Source organism: Streptomyces sp. NPDC044106 (assembly GCF_056433985.1).
Genome location: NZ_JBWKFZ010000008.1, coordinates 196,182 through 210,091, shown reverse-complemented (window position 1 = coordinate 210,091; position 13,910 = coordinate 196,182). Strand labels below are relative to the sequence as shown.

At 70.6% G+C, this 13,910-nt stretch carries 13 protein-coding genes; 7 read left to right on the top strand and 6 right to left on the bottom strand.

Annotated elements, in window-relative coordinates:
• The first annotated feature begins 31 nt into the window (after positions 1–31).
• Positions 32–631 carry a hypothetical protein gene (locus AC07DI_RS16380; RefSeq protein WP_478904960.1) on the top strand — a complete coding sequence of 200 codons (600 nt, stop codon included), beginning with the start codon at positions 32–34 and terminating at the stop codon, positions 629–631.
• Between the two features lie 221 nt (positions 632–852).
• Here the strand turns inward: AC07DI_RS16380 and proP are convergent, their stop codons facing one another.
• Entirely contained in the window at positions 853–2,331 is a 1,479-nt protein-coding gene (gene proP, locus AC07DI_RS16375; protein ID WP_478904959.1) for a glycine betaine/L-proline transporter ProP, read from the bottom strand.
• A gap of 564 nt (positions 2,332–2,895) precedes the next feature.
• Here proP and AC07DI_RS16370 point away from each other — a divergent pair.
• Positions 2,896–3,438, top strand: coding sequence for a TetR/AcrR family transcriptional regulator (locus tag AC07DI_RS16370; protein WP_478904958.1), 543 nt, complete (start codon positions 2,896–2,898; stop codon positions 3,436–3,438).
• Between the two features lie 130 nt (positions 3,439–3,568).
• Here AC07DI_RS16370 and AC07DI_RS16365 read toward each other — a convergent pair whose 3' ends face one another.
• Complete coding sequence (locus AC07DI_RS16365; RefSeq protein WP_478904957.1) at positions 3,569–3,931, bottom strand: hypothetical protein; 363 nt, start codon at positions 3,929–3,931, stop codon at positions 3,569–3,571.
• Between the two features lie 171 nt (positions 3,932–4,102).
• On the bottom strand, positions 4,103–4,858 hold the full coding sequence (locus AC07DI_RS16360; protein ID WP_478904956.1) for an IclR family transcriptional regulator: 756 nt from the start codon (positions 4,856–4,858) through the stop codon (positions 4,103–4,105).
• A gap of 328 nt (positions 4,859–5,186) precedes the next feature.
• Between AC07DI_RS16360 and AC07DI_RS16355 the strand changes: the two genes are divergently transcribed.
• On the top strand, positions 5,187–7,469 hold the full coding sequence (locus tag AC07DI_RS16355; RefSeq protein WP_478904955.1) for an alpha-N-acetylglucosaminidase: 2,283 nt from the start codon (positions 5,187–5,189) through the stop codon (positions 7,467–7,469).
• Positions 7,470–7,489: 20 nt separating this feature from the next.
• Here AC07DI_RS16355 and AC07DI_RS16350 read toward each other — a convergent pair whose 3' ends face one another.
• On the bottom strand, positions 7,490–8,137 hold the full coding sequence (locus tag AC07DI_RS16350) for a DUF4360 domain-containing protein (protein WP_478904954.1): 648 nt from the start codon (positions 8,135–8,137) through the stop codon (positions 7,490–7,492).
• Positions 8,138–8,390: 253 nt separating this feature from the next.
• Between AC07DI_RS16350 and AC07DI_RS16345 the strand changes: the two genes are divergently transcribed.
• The 3 genes from AC07DI_RS16345 to AC07DI_RS16335 all read left to right on the top strand — a co-directional run bounded on the left by AC07DI_RS16345 (position 8,391) and on the right by AC07DI_RS16335 (position 10,877).
• Positions 8,391–9,287 (top strand): chitosanase, encoded by an 897-nt coding sequence (locus AC07DI_RS16345; protein WP_478904953.1) that lies wholly within the window; start codon positions 8,391–8,393, stop codon positions 9,285–9,287.
• Positions 9,288–9,473: 186 nt separating this feature from the next.
• A complete protein-coding gene (locus AC07DI_RS16340) occupies positions 9,474–10,430 on the top strand; it encodes a hypothetical protein (protein ID WP_478904952.1) in 957 nt (318 codons plus the stop codon).
• Positions 10,431–10,448: 18 nt separating this feature from the next.
• Positions 10,449–10,877: a nuclear transport factor 2 family protein gene (locus AC07DI_RS16335; RefSeq protein WP_478904951.1), complete on the top strand. Its 429-nt coding sequence runs from the start codon at positions 10,449–10,451 to the stop codon at positions 10,875–10,877.
• A 10-nt stretch (positions 10,878–10,887) separates the two neighbouring features.
• On the opposite strand, the gene AC07DI_RS16330 is transcribed toward AC07DI_RS16335, so the two are convergent.
• Complete coding sequence (locus tag AC07DI_RS16330; protein WP_478904950.1) at positions 10,888–11,013, bottom strand: hypothetical protein; 126 nt, start codon at positions 11,011–11,013, stop codon at positions 10,888–10,890.
• Positions 11,014–11,247: 234 nt separating this feature from the next.
• Between AC07DI_RS16330 and AC07DI_RS16325 the strand changes: the two genes are divergently transcribed.
• On the top strand, positions 11,248–12,180 hold the full coding sequence (locus tag AC07DI_RS16325; protein ID WP_478904949.1) for a scabin-related ADP-ribosyltransferase: 933 nt from the start codon (positions 11,248–11,250) through the stop codon (positions 12,178–12,180).
• Positions 12,181–12,261: 81 nt separating this feature from the next.
• On the opposite strand, the gene AC07DI_RS16320 is transcribed toward AC07DI_RS16325, so the two are convergent.
• Positions 12,262–13,617, bottom strand: a complete 1,356-nt coding sequence (locus AC07DI_RS16320; protein WP_478905098.1) for a nucleobase:cation symporter-2 family protein — start codon at positions 13,615–13,617, stop codon at positions 12,262–12,264.
• Positions 13,618–13,910 lie beyond the last annotated feature (293 nt).

The window sequence follows — 13,910 nt, the reverse complement described above, 5'->3', positions numbered from 1 at the left end:
AACAAGCGAAGGAAGTAACACCATGCGCACCATGCGCACGACCACTGCCAGGACATTCCTCATCGCCACGATCGCCGTGGCCGGTCTCGCCTTCACTCCCGCTCTCGCCTCCGCCCAGCCCGGTACGGGCGGCGGTCCTGCGCAGAGCCTCGCCGGGGCCCCCGGCAGCAACGGGGCGAACGGCGTCGGGACGCTCGGTGGCCTCGGTGGCCTCGGCGGCACCGGTGGCGCCGCGGGTGCCAATGGCAACGGCGGCAACGGAGGGGCCGGAGGCAATGCCAGTGGCCTTGCCAGCGTCGGCGGCCTCGGCGGCACGGGCGGAGCGGGCGGCGGCAACGGGAACGGCGGTAACGGCGGCTACGGCGGCGAGGCGAAACTCGGCGGCACCGGCGGCCAGGGCGGCGTGGGCGGCGTCGGCGATGCCGGTACCGGTATCAACGGCGGCAAGGGCGGCAACGGCGGAGCGGCTGTCGTCATGGGCGGCCACACGGGCGGCAAGGGCGGGGCCGGCGGCGCGGCCAGTCCGGTGTGCCCGGGCAAGCCCGGCGGCAACGGAACCGACGCCACGGCGTTCGCGAACGGCACCACCGGCGCCACCGGCGCCGCGGGCAAGACCACTCTCCCCTGCTGATCACCTTTGGTGAGCAGGGCACGACAGCAGGACCCAAGAGCGCCCGGCCGGAAATATCCCGGCCGGGCGCTTTCCGTCGTACGCGATCCCAGCAGTGGAGTTGCCTTGTCAGCGAGCAGTTGACCTCCGTCCGCACCAACTCCCTCGGTACCGACAAGAAGCACACGCCCCGGGCCACGCCCCTGCTGAACGGTCAGTCGAAGCAACCCGGAGGTCGCCTTTCACGCACCCTGACCGCGCTGCGCCTCCACCAGTTCCCGCGCCTCCTCGTCCGTCGCGACGGACGGCGGCGAGCCCTCCAGCGGCTTGCGGGCCGTCTCCTTCATCGCGGTGACCGCGATGATGCCGACCAGACCGGCGAGCATCGTGTAGAACGCGGGCATCAGGTCGTTGCCGGTGGCGCCGATCAGGGCGGCGACGACCAGCGGGGTCGTACCGCCGAAGAGGGAGACGGAGATGTTGAAGCCGATGGAGAGGGAGCCGTAGCGCACGTCTGTCGGGAAGAGGGCGGGCAGCGATGAGGACATGGCGCCCAGGTAGCAGACCAGGGCCAGGCCGAGGATGAGCAGGCCCGAGAAGACGGGCAGCGTGCCGCCCTGCTTGATGAGGAGGAAGGCGGGGAGGGCGAGCACGAAGAAGCCGATCGAGCCCGCCATCAGGACGGGCTTGCGGCCGATGCGGTCGGAGAGGCGGCCGACCGAGTTGATCAGCGCCATCAGGATCAGCATCACGACGACGATGGACATCAGGCCGCCGGTCTCGCCGAAGCCGAGCTGCGTGAGGTACGTCGGCATGTACGAGAGCAGCATGTAGTCGGTGACGTTGAACGCGGCGACGAGCGCGATGCAGAGCAGCATCGCGCGCCACTGGCCGAAGAAGGACTCCTTGAGGGACTTCTTCTGGCGTTCGGCGGCGGGCCCGTCGCCCTCCTCCATCTTCTGGAACGCGGGCGACTCGTCGAGCTTCATCCGCAGGTAGAGACCGATGAGGCCGAGCGGCGCCGCAACGAGGAACGGGATGCGCCAGCCCCAGGACTGCATGGCGTCGTCGCTGAGCCCCGCGGTGAGGGCGGTGACGAGGACCGCGGCGACCGTGTAGCCGATCAGCGTGCCGAACTCCAGGAACGAGCCCCAGAAGCCGCGGCGCTTGTCGGGCGCGTACTCCGCGATGAACGTCGCGGCGCCCCCGTACTCACCGCCCGTCGAGAAGCCCTGCACCATGCGGCAGAGGACGAGGAGGACCGGCGCCCAGACGCCGATCGAGGTGTAGCTGGGGATCAGGCCGATCGCGAGCGTCGCCGTCGACATCATGATCATAGTGAGGGCGAGGATCTTCTTGCGGCCCACGCGGTCGCCGAGCGGGCCGAAGAACATGCCGCCGATGGGGCGCACCAGGAAGGCAGCCGCGAAGGTCGCGAGGGAGGAGAGGGTCTGCGCGGTCTCGTTCCCGGAGGGGAAGAACTCCTTGCCGATGATGACGGCGAGGTAGGCGTAGACGCCGAAGTCGTACCACTCCATGGCGTTGCCCAGCGCGGTCGCCTTCACCGCGCGCTTGACCTGGGCCTCCTCCGTGACGGTGATGTCCGACTGGCGCAGGCGCGGGTTCTTGCGGCGGTGGATCGCCCGGAAGAGCGCCCGGTGCCGTGCAACGGCTTCGGGAGCCGGCGGTGCCGGTGCTTCAGGGGCTTCGGGCGCGCTCACTGGTCAGTCACTCTCTCTGTCGGCCGTGGGTCCGTGGGACGGACGTCGATCGTCGATCATTGATCGTCAACCGTCGATCAACATTGCCAATCCCAGGTCAGGGAACGTGCCCGCTGATGGTCCTCACGAACATGGCCTCAGGTCCCTGATCTCAGGGACCTGAGGCCCGTTTCACCACATATTCACCGGGTAGAAGCCACCGGGCGTACAACTGCGACCGCGGAATGACCTGCTGCTCCTGGCCCGGACTCGACCACAGCAGCTTCAGGTGCGCCTCACCCGTCCGCTCCGCGTACTCCACCATGATGGAGTGCCGCTTGCCCGCGGTGCGGATGCAGGACGCCGGCTTCTCGCCGTCCTGCGGGGCCCTGGGCGTCGAGGGCCCTACAGGCGGCAGCTGATCTCCATTCCGTCCTCCACGGGGAACGTGACGCTCTGGTAGCCGTTCCGGGGGTCGCGGACGTAGTCGAGGTAGGGCGCGAGGTCCGCCAGGTCGACGTCGTCGGCGACGACGAGGGTACCGGGCGCGAGGCGCGGTTCGAGGAGTCGCAGGACCGGCAGGCAGTGCTGGAGGCGGCCGACGATCTCTTGGTCGAGAAGGGTTTCACCGGCGTCACCATCGAGGGCATCGCCGCCCGGGCGGGCGTCGCCAAGCAGACCGTCTACCGCTGGTGGAAGTCCAAGACCGACATCCTCCTGGACGCCTTCCTCCAGGACGCGGCCGAAGCCCTGACCCCGCCCGACCACGGCGACCTGGCCCGGGACCTACGCGCCCACCTGCGCCAACTGGCTCTCTTCCTCACCCGGTCCGACGCGGGCGCCGTCTTCAAGGCCCTCGTCGGACACGCCCAGCACGATCCCGCGTTCGCCGCCGCCCTGCGCTCCGGATACCTCGACGAACAGCGCCGCCGCGACCGGCTCCCGCTGGAACGCGCGGTGGCACGCGGCCGGCTCGCCGCCGGACTCGACATGGCGGCGGAGATCGACCAACTCGTGGGGCCGGTCTACCACCGCGTCCTGGTGACGGCGGAACCCGTCGGCGAGGCTTTCACCGACCGACTGGTCGAGGCGTTCCTGCACCGCGTGGACGTCGGAACCCGGTCCTGAGTCGCCCCGGAAAGAGTTCGCCGCCGCCGTGGCGCGCGTGAGCGGCACACGGCGGCGGCATGTGGTGGCGGCACCGGCTACTCCGGGTGGCGTACTGCCCCAGAGCCCCGGGCCTCGCCCGTGGGACCCCTCAGTCGAAGACGAGTACGTCCGTACGCATCGGGATGGCGCTCCCCCAGCCGATATTGATCTTGAATACCACTTGGCCGGCCTGAGGGGCGATGCTCGACACGTCGAACGGTGCCGAGCCGACGAACCTCGTGCCGTTGCCGTCGACCTCGGAAGCCGTGATGACGACGGTCGAGTTCGCGTTGATCACGCTCCAGGGGATCGTCAGGTTCCAGGTCCCGTTCCCCGGGCCCCACCACCAGACGCCCCGCCACACCGCGCCGACGTTGCCGCCGACCGCCTCGGCGCTCGCGCCCCGGGCAGCATCCTGCTTGCTCCTGGTGACCCGGGGGGTGACGGCGTCGGCCGCCTTGACTGTGCTCATAGCTGTTCTCCGATTCGCGCTCGCGATGCAAGGACCGCCAACTCGCCTACACAGCCGCCGAGTTGGCGCCACACCCAGTGTTCTGGATGCGGCTCGTCCAGCGTTACGCCCCGGTGGCCGAACCCCCAGATTCCGGTCCACCCAGCGGAACACGCCCCGGAACGAGCCCTTTCAGAGCTCTCGGGCACGGGGCCGGCGTGCCAGGTTGGCGCTGAGCATCCGCGCCGCCCTCCGCGTCGCATCGACCATGTTGGCCGACGGCAGGCGGTGCCCCGGGAAGCGCACGCCGATGGCCCCCACGACCCCGCCCGAAGGGGCATGGACCGGTGCCACCAGACAGGACGCGGGCTCCTCGTCCTCGCAGTGGTGCAGGTCCACACCGTGCTCACGCACCTTGCGCAGGCGACGGGCCCACTCGCCCGGGGAGCGTTCCGGCGGCAGCGCCGTGACCGGCCGGTACGCGGACATGACGGCCTCGGCCGCGTTGCCGGGCGGCAGGACCATGCCGGGCATGTGGGGGAACGCCTCGTCCCCGGGACCGGGCATTCCGCTGACGACCACCATGCTGCCGCCGACAGGAGCCGCCAGGGCCACAGCGGCCCCGGTCGCTGCCGACAGGCGCCGCAGAGGCTGCACGGCGGCCCTGCCCAGCGGGTGACTGGCACCCCATGACCGCGCCAGGCGGGCCAACGCCGCGCCCATGTGGTAGCGGCCGGACGCGCGCTCGACCGCGCCGACCGCGGCGAGTTGGTCCAGGAGCCGGTGCGCGGTGGCCTTCGGCAGACCGGCGCCCGCCGCGAGGTCGGTCAGTCCCGCCTCGCCCTTTCTGGCGAGCTCGTCCAGCAGCAGGAACGCCCCTTCCAGTACGCCCCGGCCTGCCGGGATGTCGGTGCTGCTCTCGTGCGTGGGTGCGCGTCCGCGTTTCATGGTCTCCCCCGTTGGTTGGTACACGTTGCCCGTGGGCTGTTGCCGTTGCCCGGTGGTCGATACCCCGTTACCCGTGGGCTGTTGCCGTCGCCCCTTGCCTGCTGCCGGTCCCAGTCTGCTCCGCCGCACGGGGGTGGGGCAGGCCCATTTCCCGGCTCGATGCCCCCGCGAGCGCGTCTCCAGGAAGGCGTGGCCAAGGATCGGGCTGGGGAAGAGACACCTCGGGAACGCCCCGCGCCCCATGCCCCGCGTACCGCGCACTGGGGCTCGCGCCCGCATCCGCACCCGCATACGCACCGCACGCACCCCTCCCGACCCCGGAGCCCGTATGCCTCTCCCCCGCCGCACTCTCCTCACCGGTCTCGCCGGTACGGCCGGTGCCGCAGCCGCAGCCGTCGCCTGCTCCGGCAGCACGGCCGACGGCGCGCCCGCTCCGCGCCGGACGGCCGCCGCCGAGGCGACCCGGCGCCTGCTCCCCCGCCACTGGGACCAGATCACGTACAGGACCGTCCCCAAGGAATCCGGCGCCGACGACTCCTTCCGGATCACCGGACACCGCGGCCGCATCACGATCACGGCGACCGGCCCTGCCACCCAACTCACCGGTTTGCACCACTACTTGAAGCACGTCGGGCACGCCAACATCACCTGGGCGGGGAGCCGCACCGACCACCTCCCCGACCGCCTCCCGGCCCCTCCCCGCCCGCTCACCGGCGCCGCCAACACCCCCCACCGCTTCGTCCTCAACGACACCAACGACGGCTACACCGGCGCGTACCACGACTGGGACTACTGGGAGCACGAGATCGACGTGCTCGCCCTGCACGGCTACAACGAAGTCCTCGTCTACGCGGGCGCGGACGCCGTCCACCACCGCGCCTTCCAGGAGTTCGGCTACCCGGGCGACGAGCTGCGGGCGTGGATCCCCGCCCCCGCCCACCAGCCGTGGTGGCTCCTGCAGAACATGTCGTCGTTCCCGTACCCGGTCTCCCGGCAGCTGCTCGACGCCCGCGCGCGTCTCGGCCGCCGCATCTGCGACCGGCTCCGCGAGCTCGGCATGACGCCGGTCCTGCCCGGCTACTACGGCACCGTGCCGGACGGTTTCGCCGACAGGAACCCCGGCGCGGAAACGGTTCCGCAGGGTGACTGGGTGGGCTTCGGGCGACCGGACTGGCTGGATCCGCGCACCGGCCATTTCGCGCGCGTCGCCGCGGCGTTCTACCGCGTGCAGGACGAGCTGTTCGGACCGACCACGATGTACAAGATGGACCTTCTCCACGAAGGCGGAAGGCCCGGCGACGTGCCCGTGGGCGAGGCCGCCAAGGGGGTCGAGAAGGCCCTGCGGACCGCACACCCCGGCGCTACCTGGGTCATCCTCGGCTGGCAGCACAATCCACCGAAGGCCATCACCGACGCCGTCGACAAGCAGCGGATGCTCGTCGTCGACGGCCTCTCCGACCGCTTCCCGCACATCACCGACCGCGAGTCGGACTGGGGCTCGACGCCGTACACCTTCGGCTCGATCTGGAACTTCGGCGGCCATACGGCTCTCGGCGCCAACACCCCGGACTGGGCCGACCTCTTCGAGAAGTGGCGCACCAAGGACGGCAGCGCCTTGCGCGGCATCTCACTCATGCCGGAGGCCGCCGACAACAACCCCGCCGCTTTCGAGCTCTTCTCCGAACTGGCTTGGCGGGTGAGCGGCTTGGATCTCTCCGCCTGGTTCGCCGAGTGGTCGGCCTACCGTTACGGAGCCGCCGATCCGCACGCGTCGGCCGCCTGGGACGTGCTGCGCCGCACCGCCTACGGCACGACCCGCGCCGACGGGTGGGCCGAGGGCGCCGACGGACTCTTCGGGGCGCGGCCCGACCTCGCCGCGAAGTCGGCGGCGGCCTGGTCACCGAAGTCCCTGCGCTACGACCCGGACGACTTCGAACCCGCGCTCGGCGAACTCCTCGCGGTACGGCGGGATCTGCGGCGCTCGTCGGCGTACCGGCGCGACCTGCTCGACGTCGCCCGGCAGGCCCTCTCCCATCGCAGCCGCGTCCTGCTGCCGCACATCGAGGAGGCGTACGACGCCGGCAACACCGCCCGCTTCCACACGCTCACCCGCGACTGGCTCTCCCTCATGACCTTGCTCGACCGGCTCCTGGCGACCGACTCCCGTCATCTGCTGGGCCGTTGGGTCGCGGACGCACGTATGTGGGGCGTGGGCGAGGAGGAGCGGGATCGGCTGGCGTACGACCAGCTCTCCCTGCTGACGGTGTGGGGCGACCGCGCGGCCAGTAAGGCGGGGCTGCACGATTACGCCAACCGGGAGTGGGCGGGTCTGGTCGGCGGCCTCTACCGCCACCGCTGGTCCCTCTACTTCGACAAACTCAGCACCGCCCTCGCGGAGGGCCGCGCGCCCGCCGAGATCGACTGGTTCACCGTCGACAACACCTGGGCCCACCACCCGGGCCACCTGGCGACCCGCCCTTCGGGCAGCACGTACGCGGTCGCCGCGGTGGTGCGGGGGCGGCTCTCGGGCGGCGCCGTGCGTGGGGCCCGCAGGCCGGTTCACGACCCGCGGGCCCATCGTGGCCGAGAGCGCAGTTCCCCGCGCCCCTGAAGGGGCGCCGCGCTCAGGACTCAGGCGCGCGGGCACTCCTTCCACGCCAGGTGGTACACCGTGCTGATGTCCCCGTCCGTCGAGTCCATCGTCATGAAGCTCGACTTCGCCGGATCGGATGTCCCGCCGTCCACCCGCAGCTCGGTGTTGATGTTGAAGTTCCGCTTCACCCCGCACGGAGCCCAGACGAGCTGCGCCCAGTCCGTCGAGTCCGTCGCCTGCCAGTTGTCGCTGTAGGCGCCCTTGAACTCATGGCTGATGGACGTCGTCTGGGGTGAGCCCTGGAAGTAGTACGAGGCCTTCTCCTTACCCTTGGCGCCCGCCTGGAGCGAGGCGTAGCCGCGATAGTCGGCGCTGGCGATCGCGTACGTGAAGCCCTGCGGGACATGCACGATGAGGTTGAGCTGGCAGTTGCGACGGAAGGCCGTGGGGTCGGCCCCCGCACCCGTACGGGCGAGGTAGTCGCTGTAGGTGACCGTGAAGGCCGTGTTGTCCTGGGAGACGGCGACGGCCGCGGTGCCCAGCGGGCACCCGGAACCGTTCACCGTGGCGACCTCGATCACGATCTTGTCCGGGGGAGGGTCCAGGATCGTGGACGTGTCCTGAGCGGGGAGCGTCGAGCCGAAAAGCGCCACGAGGGCGCCGCTCAGCAGCAGTGCACCGGCCATGGTTCTCCATTCCATTTCTGAGGAGGGGGGTTGGAGAGCTGCCTGTGATGCGTGGAACGCATTGCGGTGCCTGGAGCGGATTGCGTGAGCGAGGGGGAGCGTACGGACCCGTGGGGCCGGCGGCCAGAGCGAGGTCCGGCCATTCGGTGCCGCGGACTCATCGTCGCTTGACGGGTATACGTCATCCCCAATCTCTGGTAGGAAACCTTCCTAACAGACGCGGAACCGTGAACTCCCTTATCTGGAGGCCCTCGTGGAGACCCCCCACATACGCCCGCGCACCACCGACACCCCCCGTAACAGCTCCCGCCGCAAGCTGCTCGCCTTCATGGGCGCCGCGGCCGTCGCGGGCCCGCTCCTCGCCACGCAGACGGCGAACGCGACCCAGACCTCGTCCCGGTCCACCTCGCCCCGGCCCACCGCCCCGCGGATCTCCGCGGGCGGGCTCGACGACCCGGCGAAGAAGGAGATCGCGATGCAGATCGTCTGCAGCGCGGAGAACTCCTCCCTCGACTGGAAGAAGCAGTATCGATACTGCGAGGACATCGACGACGGCCGCGGCTACACCGCGGGCATCATCGGCTTCTGTTCCGGCACCGGCGACATGCTCGACCTGGTCGAGCTCTACACGCAGCGCAAGCCGGGGAACGTCCTGGCCAAGTACCTCCCGGCGCTGCGCCGGGTCGACGGCACCGACTCGCACGACGGCCTCGACCCGAACTTCAAGCGCGACTGGGAGCGGGCCGCCGACACCGACGCGGAGTTCCGCAAGGCGCAGAACGACGAGCGCGACCGCGTCTACTTCAACCCCGCGGTCAAGCAGGGCAAGACGGACGGCATCGGCGTCCTCGGCCAGTTCTGCTACTACGACGCGATCGTCATGCACGGCGACGGCGGCGACTCCACCAGCTTCCGCAACATCCGCAAGCGCGCCCTGCGTTCGGCCAAGCCGCCGGCCCAGGGCGGCGACGAGGTGACGTACCTGAACGCCTTCCTCGACGCGCGCGTCTGGGCGATGAAGCAGGAGGAGGCCCACGAGGACACCAGCCGGGTCGACACCGCGCAGCGGGTGTTCCTGAAGAAGCGGAACCTCAACCTGGACACGCCGCTCGACTGGAAGGTCTACGGGGACCCGTACCACATCGGATGAGTCGGACGCGCGGGGCGCCCTCGGCGTCCCGCGCGCCCGCGCCCCCCTCTTGCCTCTTCCCTCTCACCTCTTGCCTCGCGGTGGTTGAACTGGGTACGGTCCCCGCCAACTTCCCGTCTACGCGCGTCATCACAGCCGTCCCTGCGTTCGACCTGCGCTCGATCCGCACCGAGGTGAGAGATCTCCATGTTCCTCCGTACGGCCACGACCGTGCTGACCGCGACAGCCGCCCTCCTGTCGGCGGGCGGCCTCACGGCGTCCGCGGCGCACGCCCCGAGCGGCGGCTGGCAGAAGGTCGGCGACGACATCAGGTCCGGCATCAGCGGGCTCGCCGTCACGAGCGGCGGCCACCGGCACGGGCGGACGGACGCCGTCGTCGTGCGCGACAACAAGAAGCCCGGCGAGAACCGCGTCGCCCGGCTGACCTACCGCCCCGGCGCCGACGGCGACCGCTCCACCGCCACCCACGTCACACCGCTCGCCTGGGCGGGCACCGCGGAGCCCGTCGACCTGGAGGCGATCGAGGCGGTGCCGGGCGCCCACGACGAGTACGTGGCCCTGGCCAGCCGCGGCCTGGTCTACCACCTCAAGGTGTCCGGGTCCGGGGTCGAGGTCCTCGACACCTCCCCGCTCCCCGGGATAGCCGACGGCGACAACTACGAGAGCTTCGCGCTGACCTCGCGGCACGGAGAGATGGCCGCGGTCTGGGCGGACCGGGGCGCGGGCAAGAAGCGTCCTGCGACGCTGCACGCCGCGCCCTTCTCCTTCAACCGGTACGGCGAGGCCGACTTCGGCCCGGTCGCCACGGCCCGGCTCCGCGCCCCCTACCCGACCGGTGACGTCCGGCACGCCTCGGACATCTCCGTCACGCCCTCGGGCCGCCTCGTGATCAGCTCGGCGTCCGACGCGGGCGACGACGGCCCCTTCGCCTCGGCGGTCCTGAACGCGGGCAAGCTTTCCGTGAGCCGCTCCGGCACGGTGCGGCTGTCCGTCGCCAAGTCCCCCGAGGTCGTACGGAAGTTCAAGGGCGTCAAGATCGAGGCGGTCGAGTGCGCGCCGGGCGCCGGCGGCAGGGCCGTGCTCGGCACGGACGACGAGAACGCGGGTGGCTCGGTCAACTCCGCGCCGGTGTGCGGGAAATAGGGGTGTTACGGTCCCGGCATGTCCGAGATCGAGATACCCGAGGCCGAGCACCCCAAGGCCGAAATCGACGCACTGACCGCCGAGTTCTTCGGGGCCTTCGACAACCGCGGCGGCAAGGCCGCGGACGTCGCCAGGATCCGACGGCTCATGCTGCCCGGCGGCGTGATCGTCGTGACGGGACCGCAGTACGCGGCCTACACCGTGGAGGAGTTCATCGAGCCCCGCGAGCGGCTGCTCACCGAAGGACGTCTCGTCGAGTTCGCCGAGTGGGAGGTCTCGGAACGCACCGACATCGCCGGCGACATCGCGTGCCGGTTCGGCGAGTACGCCAAGGCGGGCGTCATGGACGGCGAGCCGTTCGAGGGCGGCGGCACGAAGACGATGCAGTTCGTCCGCACGCCGGAAGGCTGGCGGATCGCCGCGTTCTCCTGGTACGACCACCCCTGAAGGCGGCCGTTCAGCCGAGGCTCGGGGTGGTCCGGGAGGACGTGATCCGCCAGGTCCCGTCCTCCTTCACCAGCACGTGCGTGAGGCGTCCCGCGGAGGCGGGCAACGGGGTCACCGCCTCAAGACGGGTGGCCACGTCGGCGAACGGTGACGTCCGTGCCTGACGCATCGCTACGCATGACGGCTCCCCGTGGCGGTCTGGAGCGGGACGCCCCCTGCGGGCTTCCCCGCTCCGCATCCTCGGACCTCAGGAACACGTGAGGTCAAGCGATCGGACCACGAGGACTGCACGCGATGCTGCCCTTCGGTTCCTGGCCCCGACGGGGGTCCTGAGGGCAGAGTGGGTCGCTCTGTACCTGGAGGAGTCCCGTTGCGCGACCATGACCACGCCGCAAAGCACGACGCCGCGAAGGCGCGGACCGCGGCCCGCAGACCCGCGGCCCCGGCCGACGCCCCGCTCCACGGGCTCCTCGCCCTGCAAGGGGCGGCGGGCAACGCGGCCGTCGTCCAGATGCTCCGCAAGGACGGCCGCGCCGGGGAGCAGGAGCAGCACCGGCACGGGGCGGGCTGCGGCCACCAGCAGGAGGAGCGGCCCGCGGTGCAGCGCGCGCCCGGCCGGGACCCCAACGCGATGGACGTCGACGCGCGGGACTTCTCCGACGCCGAGGAGCTGTCGGACGGCGGGATGGACTCGGAGGCGGACGAGTACGACTACGCGACGTTCATGGCGGAGCGCGGCAAGTACCCGCGCGAGACCACGCCGACGCCGCAGCCCGCGGTGGGGTTCGGGGAGAGTACGTACGGCCCTGATCCCGGCAAGGTGAAGTCGATGCGCGAGGACAGGAAGCAGGGGCGCCCGCTCCCGCCGTTGCGCTACCGCAAGGACAACGAGCTGCTTTACCGGTGGGACAAGCGGACGCCCGACGAGATCCTCGGCAAGGGGTTCGACGCCTGGAACGAGAAGCTGCCCGCCAGCCTGCGGCACTACCAGAAGCTGCTCCAGAAGACCGGTTTCGTCAGCACCACCCGATCGCCGGGCGGGTACGTGCCCGACTGGGCACGGCAGCCCGACGGCAGCGGCTACCGCTATGTGATCAGTGCTCCCGGCGGCATCGACCTGGTGGACACGCTGGGCACCACGGCCTTCGTCCAGCAGCAGGAGGTCATCTTCTGGCGTGGCATGCAGGCCGGCCACATCCTGCGTGCGGAGTTGTGCGACAAGAACGGCAACATCCTCAAGGTGATCCCGGCCGGTGGCGGTGCGGCGCCGGATCAGGCGGACGCCATGGACATCGACAGCTGAACAGCGGCCCCTCGCACGGCACTTGACCGCGCGAGGGGCCACCGCCCCGGAGGAGTTCGGACCGGGTAGGTCGCCGGTGGCTCAGTGCGCCACGGCCTGCCCCGGCACGCGCGTCTCGGCGATCTCCCTGCCGGGCTCCATCGGAGCCGTCACGTCGTCCTCCTCGCGGCCCTTGCCGATGTGGTTGAAGACCAGGTTCAGGAGCACGGCGGCCACGCAGCCCGTCGAGATGCCCGAGTCCAGGATGATCTTCGCGGTCTCCGGGAACGCGTGGTAGAACTCCGGCGCGGCGATCGGGATCAGGCCGACGGCCAGCGAGACGGCGACTATGAGGACGTTGTTGTCCCGCTCCAGGTTGGCCTTGACCAGCGTCTGGATGCCGCTCGCCGCGACCGAGCCGAAGAGCACGACGCCCGCGCCGCCGAGGACCGGGCGCGGCACGACCGCGATCAGCGAGGCGGCCATCGGGCACAGGCCCATCAGGACCAGGAAGCCACCGCCGGCGGCGACCACGTAACGGCTGCGGATCTTCGTCATCGCGACCAGGCCGATGTTCTGCGCGAAGGCGCTGCACATGAAGCCGTTGAAGAGCGGGCTGAGCGCGGAGCCGAGGGTGTCGGCGCGCAGTCCGGCCGCGATGGTCTTCTCGTCGGCGGGCCGCTCCACGATCTCGCCGAGGGCCAGCATGTCGGCCGTCGACTCCGTCATGGAGACGACCATGACGACGCAGAGGGAGACGATCGCGGCGGCTGCGAACTGGGGGGCGCCGAAGTGGAACGGCGTCGGGAAGCCCACGACGTCCGCGTCGCCGATCGGGCCGAAGTCGGTGGCGTCGAAGGGGATCGCGATGACGGTGCCGATGACGAGGCCGAGCAGGACCGCGATCTGCTTGACGAAGCCGGTGGTGAAGCGGCGAAGGAGCAGGACGACGACGAGGGTGATGCCCGCGAGGCCCAGGTTCTTCATGGAGCCGTAGTCGTGGGCGCCGGGGACGGGTCCCTGTGCCCAGCCGAAGGCGACCGGCATCAGTGAGATGCCGATGAGGGTGATGACCGTGCCGGTCACCACGGGTGGGAAGAAGCGGACCAGCTTCGAGAAGAACGGGGCGGCGATGAAGCCGAGCACGCCCGCCACGATCACCGCGCCGAAGATGAGCGGCAGCGCGTCGTCCTTGTTGTCGGTCGATTCGACGACCGCGAGCATGGGCGCGACACCGGCGAAGGTGACGCCGTTGACGAAGGGCAGCCGGGCGCCGATCTTCCAGAACCCGAGGGTCTGCAGGAAGGTCGCGAGGCCCGCGGTGAAGAGGCAGGCACCGGTGAGGAAGGTGAGTTCCTTGGGCGAGAGGCCGATCGCGGCACCCACGATGAGCGGCGGCGCGACGACGCCCGCGTACATGGCGGCGACGTGCTGGAGGCCGGTGGTCGCCATCTTCATCGCGGGGAGCTTCTCGTCGACCGGATGTATGGCGGTTCCGCCGTCGCTTCCGGGTGGCTCAGGGGTGGTGCCTTGCTTGGTGAACCTGGGCTGAGTGGCCACTGTGGCTCCTCCGGTTGTTTTCCGGTCCCGGCGGGGCCGCCGGCACTTTTCGCTTCTGGGAGGTGGTGCGTGGTGCAAGGACTTGCTCGGTGTGCAGTTGTGGGAAATGCGCCCAGGTAGTACTGACCGCCCCGGGAACGCGAAGCTTTGGGCCGCGTTCCGGGGCGGCACTTGAGCAGCCCGCTCGGCTG